Here is an 18,793-nt window from a genome sequence, read left to right as displayed (position 1 = left end):
ATGACGGCTTCGGAAAGGCTGGCGCAGCATGCGCTGTCTGTTGAGTGGGTGACATTGCCGGAGCCGGCCCGCGAGGCGGCCCGCATCTTCCTGCTGGATACGCTGGGCGTGGGCATCGCCGGGGCCAGGGCACCCTTTGCCGAAGAGACGACGGCAGCGGCGCTGGGCTGGGGCAGTACCGGACCGGCCCCCATCCTGGGCCGCGCCATTCGCTGTTCCGGTCCGCAGGCCGCCTTCATCAACGGCTTCCAGATCCATGCGCAGGAATTCGACTGTGTGCATGAAGCGGCGGTCGTGCATCCGCTGGCCACCATTCTGTCGGCCCTGATGGCCGATACGGCGCGGCATACCGCACGTGTGAATGGCGCGGAATTCGGGGCGGCGATGGCCGCCGGCGTCGATATCGCCGCCACGCTGGGCCTGGCGGCCACGACACCGCTGAAATTCTTCCGTCCCGCCACGGCCGGCATCTTCGGCTGCGTGGCGGCCATGGCGCGGCTGCGCCGGCTGGACCTGGCCACGACGGTCAGCGCCTTCGGCCATGCGCTGGCCTTTGCGTCCGGCACCATGCAGGCCCATGTGGAAGGCAAGCCCGGCCTGCCCCTTCAGGTGGCGCATGCCGCGCAGGCCAGCCTGATGGCGCTGGACCTTGCCATGGCCGGCGTTCCCGGCACACAGGGCAGCATCGATGGCCCCTTCGGTTATCTGTCCCTGTTCGAGACGGGCAGCGCGCTGGCGCCGCTGCTGGACCGGCTGGGGCAGGATTGGCGCATCGCGGAGGTCAGCCACAAGCCTTTCCCCACGGGCCGCGCCGCCCATGGCGCCATCGTCGCCACCCAGGCCCTGATGCGCGACCATGGTGTGTCGCCCGCCAACCTGGAAAGCCTGACCTATACGGCCCCGCCATTGATCCACCGGCTGGTGGGGCGGCCGCTGCCGGCCTATCCGGCGGCCATGACGGCGAACTATGCCCGGCTCTGCTTCGCCTGGCTGGGCGCCGTGGTGCTGACGCGCGGCACCGTGAGCCTGGCGGATTTCACGTCCGGCCGGCTGTCCGACCCGGTGCTGCATGCGCTGGGCGGCAGGATCAGGGTGGTTGCCGACAACAATCCCGACCCCGCCGCCTTCACCCCGGCCCTGGCCGAAGCGGTCCTGTCCGACGGTCGCCGCGTGGTGGCGCGCGTCGACAGCCAGTTGGGCAGCCCGGTCACGCCGCTGACCCGTGAACAGCATCTGCGGAAATTCCGCGCCTGCCTGGATTTCGCCGGGATGTGCCATCTGGCCGACCCGCTGATCCAGGCCATTGACACGCTCGACAGCCAGGACGACATGGCGGCGTTGCTGCGCCGTGCCGGCGGCCTGCCGGGCTGAGCACAACAGGGAGACAGGGACCCTATGGACGGGCACAAGACCTATTTCAATGCCGTGGATTGGGATGCCTTGCAGAAGGACCACCCGATCGGTGACGATTTCGTGCGCTTCGCCACGAAGACCAGCCGGGATGAGCTGACGGCGCATCAGAACCGCCTGTTCATGCGCTGTGTTGCCCGCGCCTGGGCCACGCCCTTCTATCAGCGCCTGTGGGGCAAGGCCGGGATCGAAAAGGGCGATATCCGCTCCATCGCCGACCTGCCCCGCCTGCCGGCTTTCGACAAGTCGGACATCATGGCCAGCCTGGAACTGGCGCCGCCCTTTGGCGATTTCTCCGCCTTTTCCAGCTACCCGGCCGGGGAGCGGCCGCCTGTCGTGTTCCATACCACCAGCGGCACCACGGGCAAGCCGCAGGTTCTGCTGTTCGGCGCCAAGGGGCGCGAGGCCCAGAACCTGCTGCTGGGCCGCCTCTACCGGTTCCAGGGGCTGCGCCCGGATGATGTGGTCCATTCCGTCTATGGCCATGGCATGATCAATGGAGGCCATTACGTGCGCGAAAGCGTGCTGCACTGGACCTCGTCGATCTTCATGTCGGCCGGCACGGGCGTGGAAACCCGCTCCATCCAGCAGGTGCAGTTGATGAAGGAGTTCGGCGCGACGGTCATCGTCGGCTTCTCCGACTACATCAAGAAGCTGGCCGAGGTGGCGCGGGAGAACGGGATCGATCCCGTCCGCGACCTGAACATCCGCATGATCTCCGGCCATCTGGGCAAGGAGGACAAGGCGGGCCTGTCTGCCGCCTGGGGCGGGGCGGAATGTTTCGACTGGTATGGCGTGGGTGATACCGGCTGCATCGCCGGTGAAGGCCCGGACCGCGACGGTCTTTATGTGATGGAAGACGCCCAGTATCTGGAAGTCTGCGATATCGATACCGGCGCGCCGGTCCCCGATGGCGGGCTCGGCGACATGATCGTCACCTGTATCTACAAGGACGATATCCACCCCATCATCCGCTTCAACACCCATGACGTGACCCAGGTCCGCCCCGGCAAGTCCGGCATCGGGGTGGAGTTCAAGCGGATCGAGGGCTTCCTTGGCCGGTCGGACAATATGGTCAAGATCCGCGGCATCAACATTTTCCCCCAGGCCATCGGCCCGATGCTGAACGGCGTGGAAGGTGTCGCCGGCGAATATATCTGCAAGGCCGTGCGCGACGCCGCCGGGCGTGACGAGTTCATCGTCGTGGCCGAAACCAACGCCGGTGCCGGCGACCGCCAGAGCGTGGCGGAGCGCTGCCGCGCCGTGCTGAAGCAGAAGATCGGGATCGAGGTGGGTGTGGAACTGGTGGATCATCGCGCCACGGCCGGCCTGACCCAGATCGACGTGCGGCAGAAGCCGATCCGCCTGATCGACGAGCGGTTCAAGAAGTAGGACGACGCCCGGCCATGCCCGACGGTCTCCCCGCCGCAGACATGGCCGTCAGGCTGGCGCCTTCACCAGAGTGCCTCCCCCCGCGAAAGCCAGAGCCATGACCGACGCCCACATGCTTCATTCCGCCGGTGCCGCTGGTCTGGCCGCCCTTTACCGTGACGGTACAACCGATCCGGTCGCCGTCACCCGCCTCTACCTGGACCGTATCGCGGCGCTGGACGGGCGGGTCCGCGCCTATACCCAGGTACTGGCCGAACCGGCGCTGGCGGCGGCGGCGGCCTCGGCGGCGCGCTGGGCGGCGGGGCGGCCCCTGTCGGCCATGGATGGTGTTCCCATTGCCGTGAAGGCCAACATCGCCATCGGCGGGGCCTTCTGGCATGCCGGTATCGGTGCCTATCGTGACCGGGTGGCGGTAACGGATGCCGACTGCGTGGCCCGCCTGCGTGCGGCCGGGGCCATCATCCTGGGCACGGTCAACATGCATGAGGGCGCGCTGGGGGCAACGACGGACAATGTCTGGTTCGGCCGCACCGAAAATCCGTTGAAAGCCGGCTATACCGCCGGCGGGTCCAGCGGCGGGTCGGCGGCAGCCGTGGCGGCCGGACTGGCTGCGGCGGCATTGGGGTCCGACACGATGGGATCGGTGCGCATCCCCAGCGCTTATTGCGGCCTGGCCGGCTACAAGCCCGCCCGCCGCGCCATCAGCCTGGAGGGGGTGATCCCGCTTTCCACCACGCTGGACCATGTGGGGGTGCATGGGCACAGCGTTGCAGATTGTGCCCTTGTCGCCACCCATGCCGGCGCGGGACCGGTGGAGCCGGTCGCTTCGCTGGCGGGCCTGACGCTCGCGGTTCCGGACTGGCGCGCCCGCGTGGAGGCCCCGGCCCCTATCTGGGCAGCACGGGACAATGCCGCTGCCGCCTTGCTCGACCTGGGTATGGTCTCCAGCGACGCCGACATGCAATCCTATCAGCCCGGCCAGGCCCGCCGCATGGGTCTGCTCGTGTCGGAGGTGGAGGGGCTGAATGCCCACGCCGCCCAACTGGCTGAAAGCGAGGAAGGTTTCTCCGCCGGGTTCCTGAGCCTGCTGCGCTGGGGTGGGAAGCAGCCGGCCACCAGAGTGGCCGCCGCCTATCAGGGGTTGGACGAGATCAAGCTGGGCGGATTGGCCTGGCTGGATCGGGTCGATGCCGTGCTGCTGCCCACGGCCCCCCAGACGGCCTTTCCCTTCACCGACCCGGTGCCGGCCAATCAAGCCGATTTCACGGCACTGGCCGATTTCATCGGCTGCCCGGCCATCGCCGTGCCAGCCGGTCTTTCACCCGAAGGGCTGCCCCTGTCTGTCCAGGTGATCGGCCGCGATGCCGCCATCGTGCTGGCCGTCGCGGCGGCACTGGAGTGAGACAGGCCCGGATGCCGGCAATAAGCCGGGCATCGGCGTCGGCCTTGAACATCTGCGCCACGAAATTGACCAAGACCATTGTCTTGCCCGGGTGAACAATGCCGGCACCGCCGTGGGCCGCCACCCGACCATGCCGAAAGTCCCGGGGCACTGCTGTCCTCGATTTTGCAAGCGGCCATCGCCATGGGGCCACCGTCGGCGGTGTGATCCTCTGCGCCGCCATCACCACCCTTGTCAGCGCAAGCCTGATGCCTGTCTTCGGCCGGACGTCGGAGCGTGCAGGGATAGATGCCTGACCCGCCGCCAAACGAACCTTCGCCCCCCGCCACTCCGGCGCGGGAACGGTTCATCTGGCACCCACCATTCCCCCCGACACCGTTCGGCCTTTCCTCGGGTCGACGCTAATTTAATTGTTTAAATTAGCCTAAAATATCTTATTGGGATTTTGTCCGAACAAAATCATCCCATGAAGTTTCATTCATTGAAATACGATTCTTTTTATAAGTTAAAGTTATATGACCTATTGCCTTATTAAGTGATTTCATCAATTTTAATGCCACCCAATCAGGGTCGCTCCCACGCCCCGTTCGGAGCCGGACTGTTCCACCCCATTGCCTTGAGGAGAGCATCATGCCGTTTGGACCGCCCAAAGGAGTCAAGGTCAGCTTGGCGCAGACATCGCCCTCGCAGTTCACCCCGCAGGTGCTCAAGGGACAGCTTCAGAATGTCGGCCTGAGCTGCCAGCAATTGACCGACGCGAACCTCGCCGGTTATGTGGCGAATGTGGATTCCCAACTGCCCAATGGCAGTGTCCAGTCCTTCGGCATCCTCGCCAAATCGTCCGATCTGACCGCGTCGTCCGGGATGGCGTTGAAGGCCCTGGCGGGGTCGAACAACTCCGCCCTGGTCCAGGCTGCCACCGCGAACTGGGAGCCGGGCACGCAGGCGGAAGGCTTCAATAACTATCTGGAAGTCATCGCCTATCCCGACCACTTCAAGTGGCTGCTCAGCGGCGTCCCCCAGAACCAGTTCACGGGCGTCTATCAGGCGCCGCAGGCGACCAGCGGCAACTATCCGAACGCCCAGGCGATCCAGGATCTGTTCGTCAATGTCTGCACGACCGCCTCGGCCACCCTGATCAACGGCCTTGATCAGACGACGATGAAGGCCATCCTGACGAATGTCATCCAGCCGCTCAACGATGCCCAGCTGTCCGATTACAACAACACCGCCAGCCGCACCATCATGCTGGTGGAGAACTACAATACGTCGACGGGCTATGCCGATGCGATCGGCGTGCTCTATGTCGGCTGGACGCTGACGATCTCCGATTACAAGCGGAAATCGAAGGATGGCGGCGATACGCACCCGACCACGCTGACGGTGGAATCCTGGAGCGTCACCTATGAGGACGGCTCCATCCTCTGCCGCGACTACAACGCCGTCTGCACCCAGTTCGGGCTGACGCCCATGACCTGCCCGCCGAACTGATCCGGCCCGTTGCAGCTTTGGCATTCACCACCATCGTTAACAGGAGTTTCAAGATGCCTTTCGGCCCGCCCTCCACAACGCTGACGATCTTCGAAACCATGCCGCCGTTGAATGTCGATACGTTCAACTCCGGCATCCAGGGGATCGCGGCGAACAACCAGGCCATCTCGGTCATTCTGTTCGCCCCGAACCTGTCGCTTCTGACCACGATGGACAATTCCAACTCGAAGGCGGACAGCTCTTATTCCCTGTCGGTCTCCACGGGCTTCACCTTCAGCGCCAATGAGACCTTCAGCATCTCCGAGGAAGTCGGTGTGAATGCCGAGATCGTCACGGAGAAGACGACCTTTTCCTTCGCCCTGTCCATCACCGAGCAATGGACGACGACGACAACCACCTCCATCACCTGCAACTGCCCGGCCGGGCAGAAGGCGTTCTTCTATCAGGGAACGCTGATGTCGCGTCAGATGGCGTTCAATGCCCAGAACCAGTCCTACTCCTGGGTTTCCGCTCCGGCCAAGGCGCTTTCGCCGATCATGGTCTCCACCAGCAGCCCGGTGGGCAACGCACCGTCGAACCCGGTCAGCGTGAACATGATTTCATCCTGATCACCGGCTGACCGGCGGGATGGCCGCCTCTTCGGGGCGCGGCCATCCCGCCATCTGCCACAGCATTTCCGTTGAAGCGAGAACGGCCGGGAACATGAGCTGCTCAATCGCGGTGGTCGGGATGGCATGCCGCTATCCGGATGCGAACAATGTTGCACAGTTCCTTGAAAATTCCCTGGCACAGCGACGGTCCTTCCGCGCCATTCCGGGAACGCGGCTTTCATCCTGGTATTTCGACGAAACGGGCCGGTCACGGGACAAGGCCTATACCCGTCAGGCATCGCTGCTGCGGGGGTTCCGGTTCGACCGGGACCGTTTCAAGGTTCCCCGGTCAAGTTATGAGGTCACGGACCTCACCCATTGGCTGGCGCTGACCGTCGCGCAGGAAACGCTGACCGGCATCTCCTTCCGCGAGGGGGCACCCGGACTTTCCGGGGATCGTGTCCGCGTCATCGTCGGCAACACCCTGACGGGTGAATTCTCCCGCGCCGGACTGATGCGGTTGCGCTGGCCCTATGTGCGGGGCGTGCTGGCCCGTCATCTGGACCGGCTGGTCCCGGACGGGGACGAGGCGGCGCGCCGCCAGCTTCTGCGGGAGATAGAGGCCGATTACAAGCAATCCTTCCCCGTCCCCAACGAGGATTCCCTGGCCGGCGGCCTGGCCAACACCATCGCCGGCCGCATATGCAACTATTTCGATTTCCATGGCGGCGGCTATACGGTCGATGGGGCCTGCGCCTCGTCCCTGCTGGCCGTGGCGGATGCCTGTTCCGCCCTGGCGGCCGGGGATGCCGACATGGTCCTGGCCGGCGGCGTCGATCTCAGCATCGATCCGTTCGAATTGATCGGCTTCTCCCGGACGGCCGCCCTGGCCCGGACGGAAATGCGGGTCTATGAGGAAAGGTCGGAAGGTTTCTGGCCGGGGGAGGGCTGCGGCTTCGTGGCGCTCATGCGCCTGGATGACGCCATGGGCCTGTGCGATCGGGTTCATGCCGTGATCCGGGGCTGGGGCGTTTCCTCCGACGGCAAGGGTGGCCTCACCCGCCCGGAATCCGCGGGCCAGGCCCTGGCGCTGGAGCGCTGTTATACCCGCGCCGGATATGATGCGGCGTCGGTCGGCTATTTCGAGGGTCATGGCACAGGCACGAAGGTGGGCGACGCAGCCGAGCTTCAGGCGATCATTGACACCCGCCTTCGATCCGGTGCCACCCCGGTTCCGGCGGTGATCAGCTCGGTCAAGGCGAATATCGGCCATACCAAGGCCGCCGCCGGCCTGGCGGGATTGCTGCGCGCGGTGGCATGCCTTTCCGAACGGGTCCTACCGCCTCTGACTGCCTGCCAGCGGCCGCATCCATTGCTCGATGGCGCGGCGGCAGGCCTGCGGGTGATCCGGCATCCGGTCCCGTGGTACGGGACCGCCACGCCCCGGCGGGCAAGCGTCAGCGCCATGGGGTTCGGGGGGATCAACACCCACATCACCCTGGAGGAGGCACTGCCGTCATCGGACATGCCGGCGGCGGCAACGGGCACGCCGCCGCTGGGCGAAACCGACCTGGAACGGTTCAACGGCGCCCAGGATGCAGAACTGTTCCTGTTCGCGGCCTTCCGGCTGCGCGATCTCGCCTGGACCGTCAATCACCTGGCCGAGATGGCCGGCAACCTCTCCCGTGCCGAACTGACCGATCTTGGCATTGAAACCATCCGGCGCGCCACGCGCACGTCCTGGGCCCCCTGGAAAGCCGCGATTGTCGCCGGCACACCGGCCGAAATGGCGCGCAAGTTGCGCCTGCTTCATGACAAGCTGACACAGTGGGACGATGACGGCAGGGTCATCGACCCGCGCGAGGGCATTTTCGCCGCCGGCCAGAATGTCACGGGCCGGATCGGCCTGATCTTCTCCGGGCAGGCGGCGCCGGCCCGGCGCGGCTATGACGCGCAATGGCATCGGTTCGAGGCTGTACGCCAGACCTATGCCCGGTCGGACCTGGCGGCCCTGCCGGCCGGAACCGACACGGACTTCGCCCAGCCGGCGATCGTCACCGCTTCCCTGGCCGGCCTGCGTCTGCTGCGCTGGCTGGGGATCGACGGGGATGTCGCCGTCGGGCACAGCCTTGGCGAGCTGGTCGCCCTGCATTGGGCGGACGGGATGGACGCGGATGCGCTGCTGCGGCTCGCCCGGACCCGTGGGCGTCTGATGGCGACCGATCCCGGCGCCGACGGGGCGATGCTGGCCATCGCCGCCGGTCACGACAGGGTGGCGGCCCTGCTGGCGGGCGAACCCGGACTGCATATCTCCAACATCAACACCCCCGCGCAAACCGTGATTGCCGGCAAAGGACCGGCGGTGGAGGCGCTGGCCGACCGGCTGGCGCATGCCGGCGTGCCGGCAAAGCGTCTGCGCCTGCGCCAGGCCTTTCATACGCCGGCGATGGCGGGGGTGGCGGAACGGCTGCGGCCGGAGCTGGCCGCACTGCCGCAAATTCCCCTGCTGCGCCCCGTCATCTCCACGGTCACCGCCGGCCTGCTGCCGGCCGACACGGACATCGCCGCGCATCTCCAGGCGCAGATCGTTCAGCCCGTGGCGTTCGCCGCCGCCGTGCAGCAGGTGGCGGACCGCGTCGATTTGCTGATCGAGGTGGGGCCGGGCGATGTCTTCGCCGCCCTGGGCCGGGCGACCACGGATATTCCGGTATTGTCCCTGGATGTGGGCGGTGAATTGATCGCGCCCTTCCTGGGTGCGGTCGGCGCGGCCTTTGTCCTTGATCGGGCCAGGGAGGTGGGGAAGCTGGCCGCCGACCGGTTCCACCGCCGGATCAACTGGTACTGGGTCCCCGACCTGCTGAAGAACCCCTGCGAGGAGGTCTTGACCCAGGACATGGCGCCATCCGGGCCGGACGATGATGCCCCGGATGGTACGGCAGCCCCCGCACCCGCCTTGGATGGCCCATCATCGGGAGGGACCTTGGATCGGTTGCGGCAGATCGTTTCCACCTCGGCCGGGCTGCCGGTCTGGACGATTCAGGGCACGAGCCGGCTTCTGTCGGATCTGCATCTCAATTCCATCAAGGTGGGGGAAATCCTCGCACATTTCACGGCCTCCCTCGGCCTTCCGGCCACCGCCGATCCGACCCGCTTCGTCAATTCCAGCCTGGATGAGATCGTCGCGTTCGTCGAAACGCTGTCGGCCCGGGACGGGAACCCCGGCGCAGAGGACGGGGACACCGTCCCGGCCGGGCTGGATGACTGGGTCCGTTTCTTCAAGCCTGTCCGGCATCCGGCACCGGACCCGGCCGGCGCTCCCGCCCGCCCGCCCGGCACCTGGAGCCTTGTCGGGACCGTTCCCAGCGGGCTGGCCGACCTGACCGGCCGGCTCTCGGAAACGGCGGGCGGAAACGGGGTTGTCGTCTGGCTGGCGGGCGCAGAGGAGGAGACGGCCGGCCCGCTTCTCTTGACGGCGGCCCATCGCTGTGCCCGGCAAACGCGCAACGCGAAGCACCCCGCCATGCTGGTCGTCGTCCAGGATGGTCCGTCCGGCGGCGGATTCGCCCGTTCGTTCCATGCGGAGAACCCCCATATCCCCACCCTGGTCATCACGGCGGCGGATGCGGGGGCGGGCCGGCTGGCCGAACTGATCATCCGCGACGTCATGGAGATGGGAGACGGTTTCCGCGAAATCTTCATCGACCGGGCCGGCCATCGGGAAATGGAGGCGCTGGAAATCATCCAGCCAGAAACGGCCGGCCGGTCGCCGCCCCTGGGGCCGGCCGACGTGCTTCTGGTCTCCGGCGGCGGCAAGGGCATCAGCGCGGAATGCGGATACCAACTGGCGCGTGACACCGGCTGCGGGCTGCTGCTGCTTGGCCGGTCGACGGTGGATGGGTCGGCCGAGCTCGCCGCCAACCTGGCCCGCATCCGCGGCGCCGGAATCCGCGTCTCCTATCAGGTGGCCGATGTCACCGATCCGGCTGCCGTCGCCGCCGCCATCGCCGGGGGCACGGGGGAACTCGGGGCGCCGGTAACCGGCATCATCCATGGCGCCGGACAGAACGCGCCCCGTTCGGTGGAAGGATTGAGCGACGAGCATATGGCCGCGACACTGGCACCCAAGATCGCCGGCCTGCGACATCTCCTCGCGCAGGTCGACCGGCACGCACTGAAGCTGCTGGTCACCTTCAGTTCGATCATCGGCCGGATCGGCCTGCATGGCGAGGCGGATTACGCCTTCGCCAATGAATGGCTGAGCCGCATGACCGAAGATCAGCAGCGCGCGCTGCCGGGCTGCCGTTGCCGGGCACTGGAATGGTCGCTCTGGTCGGGAACGGGCATGGGCCAGCGTCTCGGCCGGGTGGAGGCGCTGACCAGCCAGGGTATCACGCCGATCACCATCGATGCCGGCATCAAGGCGTTCATGCAGTCGGTGGAGATGGCGGACCTGCCGGTCCGTCTCGTCATCGCCGGCCGATATGGCCGGACACCGACGCCGGCATCGGGGCGGCAGCGACGGTTCCTGGAAAGGGTCCGGGTCTTCTACCCCAAGGTGGAGATCGTTGCGGACAGCGACCTGACCATCGATACCGACCCCTATCTGGAAGATCACCGTATATCGGGAGAGCGCGTCCTGCCGGCCGTCATGATCCTGGAGGCCCTGGCCGAGACGGCCACCACCCTGATGGATCGCGCCGACGCCCGGCTGGTTTTCGAGGCCGTGCGCTTCAACAAGGCCATCATCGTGCCGGCGGCCGACAATCCCCTGACCCTTCGGCTGGTCGGGCTGGCCGACGGGGCCGGCACCGTCACCCTTGCCGTCCGCTGCTCGACCACCCGCTACCAGATCAACCATGTGGAGGCGCGGTGCCGGCTGGACGCCCGGCCGGCCGATGACGAAGCTCCCCCTCCTCCCGTCGCTGCCGCTATCCTGCCGGGCCGGACCGAGGCGGCGATGTATGATCATCTGCTGTTCCAGACGGGGCGGTTTCGCCGTATCGCCGCCTATCACGCCGTCAACGCGCGTCACTGCCGGTGTCTTCTGGCCGATATTCCCGTGGGATCGTGGTTTTCGGACCGGGTGCCGCCGGGCGGCCTGATCGGGGACCCGGGCGTCCGTGACGCCGCACTGCATGCCGTACAGGCCTGCATCCCCCACAGGATCATGATCCCCGTGATGGTGGAACGCATCGATATCGGTGTTCTCAAACCGGGCAGCGGCCCCTGGAGCCTGTGGGCACAGGAAATCCAGACGATCGGCGATGTCTGCGTCTTCGATCTGGTGATCACCGATGCCCATGGCCAGCCGGTCGAGCGATGGTCCCGCCTTTCCTACAAGGCGATCAGTGCGGTGGAAACGTCCGACCTGGCTGCCCTGCCGCTCGCCGTGGCGCTGCTGGAGCGTCTGGCGGCCGAGCGCCGGCCCGATGCCTTCCTGTCGGCCCGGATCACGGCCGGCGCCGGGGCACCAGATGCTGTAACGGCGGGCGCCATCGGGCGCCGGCCTGACGGGCGGCCGGAGCCCTTGCAGCCCGACAGGCACCTTTCGATCGCCCATGACGGACCATGGCGGATGGCGGTGTCCGGCCGGGTCCCCGTCGGATGCGATGTTCAGACGGTATCCGTCCGGGAACCCGCCATGTGGCGCGACCTGCTGGGACATCAGGGCTTCGACCTGGCCCGGCAAATCGCCCATGAAAGGGACGAAGCGCTGGAGGTTGCAGCAACGCGGGTCTGGATGGGCCGGGAAGCGATAAAAAAGGCGGGCCGGGACTGGAACACACCCCTGACCCTTGATGTCACGCCAATGGCGGGCGCCGTCATCCTGCGTGCCGCCGGGGTGGAGGTGCTGTCCCTGATCGTGACCGAGGCCCCGGCCGGCACACTGACCGGCGTCGCCATCGCCGTCACCGACGATGGAAAGGCGGCGATGGGATAGGTTTGACCCCGGTGATCGAAAATCATCCCGCCGCAGCGCCGGGAGCCGGCCGGATACGACCTCCCTTGTTTTACAGGCTCCCTTGTTTTACAGGGCAGCCGGATAGGGCACCTGTGCCAGCCGGCGCAGCAGCGGCACCAGTTCGCCGTCGCTGATCAGCGCAGCCGCATCATCGATGCGCATCCAGCGCCGCTCCCGCTGGTCCATCTCCGGCCAGGTATCCAGCACGCGCGTCACTTCCAGCAGATAGACAGCCACATCGCATTCGATGGCAGCACCATCAGGCATGCGCTTCAGATAATGATAATCACCGATGGGGCAGGAAGCGATCCGGCCAAGAACGCCGGCCTCCTCGAACGCTTCCCTGGCGGCCATGGCGTCCGGGGTCAGCTTCTTCTTGATCCAGCCTTTCGGCAGAATCCAGCGCCGCGTCTCACGCGACGTGACGAGCATGACCTGGGTACCCTTCGCCGCGATCCGGAATGGCACGGCGGCACATTGCTTTCGTCGGCGCTTGGACAAGGGTCGGGGCCTCCGGGCATTGGGGGGATGGCAGGGGGGATCGCAATCAGGAAGAACAGCGGGGGAGCAGAAATGTTCCCGGCCGAGCCCGTTCTGTGGGTGGAACCCGACCCGATGGTCCGTCACAGAGCCTTCCGCCGCGCTCCTTCCTTCAGGTCCATCCCCTGTCATCACAAGCTTGGCGAAAAGCAAAAAACGTCAGCACATTCCAGCCATGCCTGATATGTCACAACCAGATGCTTGCCATTCGGCGTGCCATGGACCACCTTTGGCGGGTCGACTTTGCTACTGGGCTATCTTCCGGCTACCGCTGGTCCTTCCCTGTCGTGACTTTGGCGCCCGTCCGCACTCCCGCGCCGGGCAGCTCCGAACGGGAAAGATCCCAGGAGGCATTCATGTCCACCACCGGTACCGTCAAGTGGTTCAACAGCACCAAGGGCTTTGGCTTCATCCAGCCCGAGGATGGCTCCGCCGACGTTTTCGTTCACATCTCCGCCGTTGAGCGTGCTGGCCTCAGCACCCTGAACGAAGGCCAGAAGGTCTCCTTCGACGCGGTCCGCGATCCGCGCAAGGGCAAGACGGCGGCTGAAAACCTGCGCGTGGCCTGATCCGGTTCGGTTTCAGGTTTGGGGCGGCGGCATGGGGGTCCATGCCGCCGCCCTTTTCACATTCAGGGGGAGCCCGCGCGTGGCCAAGGAAGAATTTATCGAGTTCGACGGTATCGTCGAAGAAGCCCTGCCCGATGGCCGTTTCCGCGTGAAGCTGGAAAACGGACACGAGATCATCGCCTACACGGCCGGCCGCATGCGTAAGAGCCGCATCCGGTCACTGGCCGGTGACCGGGTGACCGTGGAAATGACGCCCTATGACCTGACCAAGGGCCGGATCACCTATCGCCACAAGGACGAACGGCCGTCCACTGCGGGCGTTGCCCGCCGTCCGGCACCGCCGCGCCGTCGCTGACGCGAATGGCTGCCCCCCACCCCCAAGGTCAAGCAACAGCCGCGGAGGGTGGGAACGGCCGGGCAAGCCGCCCGATGATGCGGTTTCATCACGCTTCGCGCCCGCCTTTGGGCTCGAATATCCGATGTCAACAGGACTGGACCGGCAGGGCGATGGCAAAGCCGGCGCGATCCCGGCATTGCCCCAGCGCCTCGGCAATGGCCGGCACCGTCACGCACCCGCACCAGCCGCAACCCGAACAAAGGGAGTGTGTTGGGACAGCCGCACCTGCCCTTCCAATGGCGTTCCAGAGTCAAATCGTGCAAAGCCTTGACGTAAAATAATACTGTCAAGACGGATATTGGCACATCCCTATCTGGCCTCTCTGGCGCGCGCCTGGGCCGGACGCGGCGCCGACCTGCGAGTGGCACGCCAGGAAAAGGGCCAGCCCGCCCAGCATGGCAAAGGCGTACAGCCCATCCTATGGGTATATCCACCGGTGTGGCGGCATCGCCATCGACCGGCAGCAGCCGTTTCCCGATGCCCGAGCAGATGTCCAGGGAACCCTGTCCCTCGACCGCACCGAAATTCGGCATATAGCTGCCGGGGATCATCCCGCACAGCAAAAGGGTACAGAACAGCAGCATGCCGGCCTATCGCCGCATGCCGAACATCCTGCTTCCGGGCGCCCCCATCTCCGTGCGCCTCTTTTGACCACAACGGTTCACCGGGTCAACCCACCGGCCGCTGCGGCCTTTGCTGCCATCCTCTGTGGAGCAATATTCCCTATTGACGTTATAGGAATATTATATGAGCTTAACCATGATCGGCACGAAAGGAGAGCATGATGGCCCCGTATGATGGTTTTCCTCTGCCCTCCGCCGACCGGGACCATATTGTCCGGCACCGCGATGCGCATTGCGGCGGGCCCGTCCGGCCGGCGTGCCACGGGTGTCGCTGATGGTCGCGGCGGCCCGGAAAAGGCCAACGATCGCCATCATCGGCGCCGGGCTCAGCGGGGCGCTGACCGCACTCCACCTGCTGGCCGGCAGTGATGGTGCCGCGCGTATCCTGCTGGTCGAAAAGGCGCGCGGGTTTGGCAAGGGGGTAGCCTACAGCACGCGGCATGGCGCGCATCTGCTGAATGTACGTGCCGGCAACATGAGCGCGTTTCCGGACCAGCCGGGCCATTTCATCGACTGGGTCCGGGAAAACCAGGTGGCGATGTACCCTGGCGACGGCAACGGATTTGTCTCCCGCGCGGATTATGGCCGCTATCTTCAGGAATTGCTGGGACAGGCCGCGAAGGGGCATGGCGCCCTGGGCCGGCTGGTCCTGGTCGCTGACGATGCCGTTTCCCTGGCTCGGACGGAAGATGGCGCGGGCCTCTCGCTGGTGACCGGTGTCGGCCGGTCCTACAGGATCGACGCGGCCGTCCTCGCCGTCGGTAATTTTCCGCCGGACCCGCCACCAGGCGTGGCCCAGACGCTTCTGCAATCCCCCCGTTTCCATACCGATCCCTGGGCGACGGGCACCCTGGACCATGTAAAGCCCGATGAACCGGTCCTGCTGCTGGGAACCAGCCTGACCATGGTGGACGTGGCGATATCCCTGACGGATCGCGGCCATCGGGGACCGATCATGGCCTTGTCGCGCCGGGGGTTGTTGCCGCGCCGGCATGCCGACCCCGGTCATCCGGCACCACCGGTCATCCCCACACTCACCCCGTCCCTGGCCGGCTCGCTCCGATCCGTGCGGGCGGCCGTCGGGGCGGCACAGGCCCGTGGCGGCGGCTGGCACGAGGTGATCGACAGTCTGCGGGGTGCCACGGCCGGCTATTGGCAGAACCTGCCCATAAAGGCGCGGTTGCGGTTCATCCGGCATCTGCGCCCCTGGTGGGATGTCCACCGGCATCGGCTGGCACCGACCATCGCCTGTCGTATCCGGGAAATGATGGATGAAGGCCGCCTGACCGTCGTGGCGGGGCGCATACTCTCACTGGATGCCGACGCATCGACCTTGCGTCTGCGGTTCAGACGGCGCGGGCAAACCACCGGTGAGACGGCGGATTATGCCCATGCCATCAATTGTGTGGGTCCGGGTGGCGATATCGCCCGCACGCGGGACCCCCTGTTGCGCAACCTGCTGGAACAGGGTTTGGTGGTGCCGGACCCGTTGCGCCTCGGCCTGGACACCGACGAAGTGGGCCGGTTGCGCACTGCCGGTGGCGCGACCGTTCCCGGCCTGTACGCCGTCGGCCCCATCATGAAGGGAACGTCGTGGGAAATCACGGCCGTGCCGGATATTCGCCTACAGGCCAAGAACCTGGCCGCCACGATCCTGCGGGAGATCGTGGCGGGCTGAGCATCAGCAGTCGGGCCCGTGCCGGAACGCGCGGGCGATCGACCGGGAGACGGGAACCGCCCGCCTGCACAGGTGACCCGGCGGCGAACCGGATGGAGCGCGATTTCAGTCCCTGGCCCCGATCATCCCCGTCTTGGCGGCACTTTCCAGCGCCCCGCCGGCGCCATATTTCTCGAACGTCGCCTTGGCCGCCGCGTGGGACTGGCTGCTGTAATCCAGCGAATGGGCCTTCCAATTGTCGAAGGATTCCACGCGCGCGCGGTTGGAACCGGTGAAATGCGGCACGACGAAGCGGCTGTAGAGTTCATAGGACCGCTTGGTTTCGTTCCAGTCTGCCCAATCATGGGCCTGATGCAGGAAGACACCGAAATCCCCCTGCTTGGCCTGCAGCTTCTTCAGCACGTCCACGGCATCATCGGGGGTGCCGATGACGATATGGCCGGCTTCCAGCAGTACGTCGACCGGGTCACGGCCGACCAGGTTGCCGAAGCGGCCCGGCGTCACGGTGCGGGCATAGTCCAGGTATTTTTCCAGGCCGTGGCGCACATTCTCACGCGCCTTTTCCCGGGTTTCGGCAATGTGCATGGGGCCCATCAGGCGCAGCCGCGCGCGATCCATGCTGCGGCCATGCTCGGCCGCCACGTCGCAGGCGTGCTTCCAGTTGACGTCCAGCACGTTGAAACCGCCCGTCGCGTCGGTGGCCGCCACGCACAGCATGGCCAGATCGTACCTGCCGGCCAGCCGTCCGCCCGACGGCGTCGCCGCGCTGGCCACGGCGATTTCCGGCCGCGGGTGGGTATAGGGCAGCAGATGGGCGCGAGCCTCCCGCAGCACGTACCAGTCGGTCGTCTCCGTCACCGTCTGCCCGTCCAGCAGGCGCAGGACGACATCCAGCGCCTGGGCCATGCGGTCGCGCTGGGTCTTGGGGTCGATGCCCAGCATGCGGGCATCCGATACCAGAAGGCCGGGACCGAAACCGAACATCACCCGCCCGCGGGACTGATGGTCCAACTGGATGATGCGGTTCGCCACCATCAGCGGGTTGTGATAGGGCAGCGAGATCACACCCGTCCCGAACCGGATATGGCGGGTGCGCTCGACCGCGGCGGCGATGAACAGTTCGGGCGAGGCGATGGTCTCGAACCCGCCGGAATGATGCTCGCCGATCCAGGCCTCGTGATAGCCCAGCCTGTCCAGCCATTCCATCAGTTCCAGATCGCGATGCATCAGGGCGTGCGCATCCTCGTCCACCGGATGCAGCGGCGCCAGGAATACCCCATGGCGCAGGCTTGTCTTCGACATTCCATTCCTCCCATGCCGACAGCCGCCTTCATCGGGGCCACCGCCTTGTCCTAAAAGCTAGAATATGGAATTCATCCCGTCCATCAAAACAAAAGCCGGATAGAACGCATCATGCCGGATTTTATTTTCGGGTACATGACCAGCTTTCATGCGGCGGGACCGGCAATGATGCCGCGATCATGCAGGCCAGCCAGTTGCGCCGTCCCCAGGCCCAGCAGGTCGGCCAGCACCGCATCGGTATCCTGTCCGGGCACGGGTCCGGCCGCGGGCGGCACGGGCGGGCAGGCGGAACAATCGATGGGGCTGCCGGCGGTCAGCATGGTTCCGATGCCGGGATGATCAACCCGGGCGAAAAGCGGATTGGCCGGGGAACAGCGCGGATCCTCGGCCAGCAACTGTTCGAAACGCTGATAGGGTCCCCAGCAGGCACGCGCGGCATCCAGCGCCCGGCCGGCGTCGGACAGCGTGCGGGCCGCGAACCAGGGGGCCAGCAGGGCGGCGATGGCGTCGCGGGCCCCGTGGCGGTCGCCTTCGCGCGACAGGTCCAGCCCCCGCGCCGACGCCAGGGCCGACAGCGGCCCCTCCTGTCCCGTGGCGCGGACCAGCGCCTGCCATTGTCCGGTGCTGACGGCGGCGACCATCAGGCGCCGCCCGTCCGACGTGGCAAAATCGCAGCCGAAGGCGCCATAGATATGGTTTCCATGGCGTTCCCGTTCCGCGCCGTTGATCTCCACCTCTGCCAGCAGCCCCATGTCGGCGACGACGGCCAGGGCCACATCGGACAGCGCGATGCGCAGCCGCTGTCCCCTGCCATGCAGGCGCCTGAACCGCTCGGCCGCCAGAAGGGCCGTGGCGGCCGTCTGACCGCAGATGAAATCCCAGGCCGGCAGCACATGGTTGACGGGCCTGTCGTCCCCCAAGGGCCCTGTGGCCAGCGGAAAGCCGACCGCGCAATTGACGGTATAGTCCAGGGCCGTCGACCCGTCGCGGTTGCCCAGGATGTTCACCATGACCAGATCGGCCCGCCGGCGGCACAGCGCATCATAATCCAGCCAGCCGACGGCGGGAAAGTTGGTGATGAACAGGCCCCGCCCCTCCCCCGGGGCCGTGATCAGGGCCTGGGCCAGTTCCCGCCCTTCGGGCCGGCGGATATCGATGCGCACGGATTTCTTGCCCTTGTTCAGGCCGGCCCAGTAAAGGCTGCGGCCCGCGGCCGTGACGGGCCAGCGGTGCTGATCGATACCGCCTTCGATCGGGTCGATGCGGATGATGTCGGCCCCCAGCCGGGCCAGGGCGCCCGTGGCGAAGGGACCGGCGATGAAGGCGGCGCATTCGACGATGCTCAGGCCGGACAGGATGGCCATACGGGTTGCTCCGTTACGGTACGGATCTCATAAGGCCCCGGCAGCGCCGCGGCCGGAATGGAGATTTGCGTAT

12 protein-coding genes are annotated in these 18,793 nt (G+C 66.3%); 9 read left to right on the top strand and 3 right to left on the bottom strand.

Translation table 11 applies throughout. The features are described from left to right. From ABC728_RS06675 to ABC728_RS06650, 6 genes are all read left to right on the top strand, one after another. On the top strand, positions 1 to 1,371 hold the full coding sequence (locus ABC728_RS06675) for an MmgE/PrpD family protein (protein ID WP_416617663.1): 1,371 nt from the start codon (positions 1 to 3) through the stop codon (positions 1,369 to 1,371). Positions 1,372 to 1,395: 24 nt separating this feature from the next. Further along, the gene (locus tag ABC728_RS06670; RefSeq protein ID WP_416617662.1) at positions 1,396 to 2,802 is read left to right on the top strand and encodes a phenylacetate--CoA ligase family protein; all 1,407 of its coding nucleotides are present in this window, start codon (positions 1,396 to 1,398) and stop codon (positions 2,800 to 2,802) included. Positions 2,803 to 2,899: 97 nt separating this feature from the next. Next, positions 2,900 to 4,204, top strand: coding sequence for an amidase (locus tag ABC728_RS06665; protein WP_416617661.1), 1,305 nt, complete (start codon positions 2,900 to 2,902; stop codon positions 4,202 to 4,204). Positions 4,205 to 4,870: 666 nt separating this feature from the next. Then, positions 4,871 to 5,695: a hypothetical protein gene (locus tag ABC728_RS06660; RefSeq protein WP_416617660.1), complete on the top strand. Its 825-nt coding sequence runs from the start codon at positions 4,871 to 4,873 to the stop codon at positions 5,693 to 5,695. Positions 5,696 to 5,748: 53 nt separating this feature from the next. Next, positions 5,749 to 6,303 carry a hypothetical protein gene (locus ABC728_RS06655; RefSeq protein ID WP_416617659.1) on the top strand — a complete coding sequence of 185 codons (555 nt, stop codon included), beginning with the start codon at positions 5,749 to 5,751 and terminating at the stop codon, positions 6,301 to 6,303. A 94-nt stretch (positions 6,304 to 6,397) separates the two neighbouring features. Next, the gene (locus ABC728_RS06650) at positions 6,398 to 12,226 is read left to right on the top strand and encodes an SDR family NAD(P)-dependent oxidoreductase (RefSeq protein ID WP_445376391.1); all 5,829 of its coding nucleotides are present in this window, start codon (positions 6,398 to 6,400) and stop codon (positions 12,224 to 12,226) included. Positions 12,227 to 12,313: 87 nt separating this feature from the next. On the opposite strand, the gene ABC728_RS06645 is transcribed toward ABC728_RS06650, so the two are convergent. Next, positions 12,314 to 12,679: an NUDIX hydrolase gene (locus tag ABC728_RS06645; RefSeq protein ID WP_445376390.1), complete on the bottom strand. Its 366-nt coding sequence runs from the start codon at positions 12,677 to 12,679 to the stop codon at positions 12,314 to 12,316. 464 nt (positions 12,680 to 13,143) lie between these two features. Here ABC728_RS06645 and ABC728_RS06640 point away from each other — a divergent pair, with 464 nt between their 5' ends. The 3 genes from ABC728_RS06640 (at position 13,144) to ABC728_RS06630 (ending at position 16,054) form a co-directional block, all read left to right on the top strand. Next, complete coding sequence (locus tag ABC728_RS06640) at positions 13,144 to 13,356, top strand: cold-shock protein (RefSeq protein ID WP_416617657.1); 213 nt, start codon at positions 13,144 to 13,146, stop codon at positions 13,354 to 13,356. A 79-nt stretch (positions 13,357 to 13,435) separates the two neighbouring features. Continuing rightward, on the top strand, positions 13,436 to 13,711 hold the full coding sequence (gene infA / locus ABC728_RS06635) for a translation initiation factor IF-1 (protein ID WP_445376389.1): 276 nt from the start codon (positions 13,436 to 13,438) through the stop codon (positions 13,709 to 13,711). A gap of 897 nt (positions 13,712 to 14,608) precedes the next feature. Beyond that, positions 14,609 to 16,054 carry an FAD/NAD(P)-binding protein gene (locus ABC728_RS06630; protein ID WP_416617656.1) on the top strand — a complete coding sequence of 482 codons (1,446 nt, stop codon included), beginning with the start codon at positions 14,609 to 14,611 and terminating at the stop codon, positions 16,052 to 16,054. A gap of 105 nt (positions 16,055 to 16,159) precedes the next feature. Here the strand turns inward: ABC728_RS06630 and ABC728_RS06625 are convergent, their stop codons facing one another. Beyond that, the gene (locus ABC728_RS06625) at positions 16,160 to 17,356 is read right to left on the bottom strand and encodes an LLM class flavin-dependent oxidoreductase (RefSeq protein WP_416617655.1); all 1,197 of its coding nucleotides are present in this window, start codon (positions 17,354 to 17,356) and stop codon (positions 16,160 to 16,162) included. A gap of 146 nt (positions 17,357 to 17,502) precedes the next feature. Next, positions 17,503 to 18,720, bottom strand: a complete 1,218-nt coding sequence (locus tag ABC728_RS06620) for a CoA transferase (RefSeq protein WP_416617654.1) — start codon at positions 18,718 to 18,720, stop codon at positions 17,503 to 17,505. Between the last annotated feature and the right edge of the window lie 73 nt (positions 18,721 to 18,793).

The organism is Niveispirillum fermenti, assembly GCF_052474395.1.
This window is presented reverse-complemented; position numbering and strand designations above follow the sequence as displayed.

Coding starts and splice junctions, on each gene's coding strand:
- ABC728_RS06675 (WP_416617663.1), top strand. CDS start 1: ATGACGGCTTCGGAAAGGCTGGCGCAGCATGCGCTGTCTGTTGAGTGG.
- ABC728_RS06670 (WP_416617662.1), top strand. CDS start 1,396: ATGGACGGGCACAAGACCTATTTCAATGCCGTGGATTGGGATGCCTTG.
- ABC728_RS06665 (WP_416617661.1), top strand. CDS start 2,900: ATGACCGACGCCCACATGCTTCATTCCGCCGGTGCCGCTGGTCTGGCC.
- ABC728_RS06655 (WP_416617659.1), top strand. CDS start 5,749: ATGCCTTTCGGCCCGCCCTCCACAACGCTGACGATCTTCGAAACCATG.
- ABC728_RS06650 (WP_445376391.1), top strand. CDS start 6,398: ATGAGCTGCTCAATCGCGGTGGTCGGGATGGCATGCCGCTATCCGGAT.
- ABC728_RS06645 (WP_445376390.1), bottom strand. CDS start 12,679: ATGCTCGTCACGTCGCGTGAGACGCGGCGCTGGATTCTGCCGAAAGGC.
- ABC728_RS06640 (WP_416617657.1), top strand. CDS start 13,144: ATGTCCACCACCGGTACCGTCAAGTGGTTCAACAGCACCAAGGGCTTT.
- ABC728_RS06625 (WP_416617655.1), bottom strand. CDS start 17,356: ATGTCGAAGACAAGCCTGCGCCATGGGGTATTCCTGGCGCCGCTGCAT.
- ABC728_RS06620 (WP_416617654.1), bottom strand. CDS start 18,720: ATGGCCATCCTGTCCGGCCTGAGCATCGTCGAATGCGCCGCCTTCATC.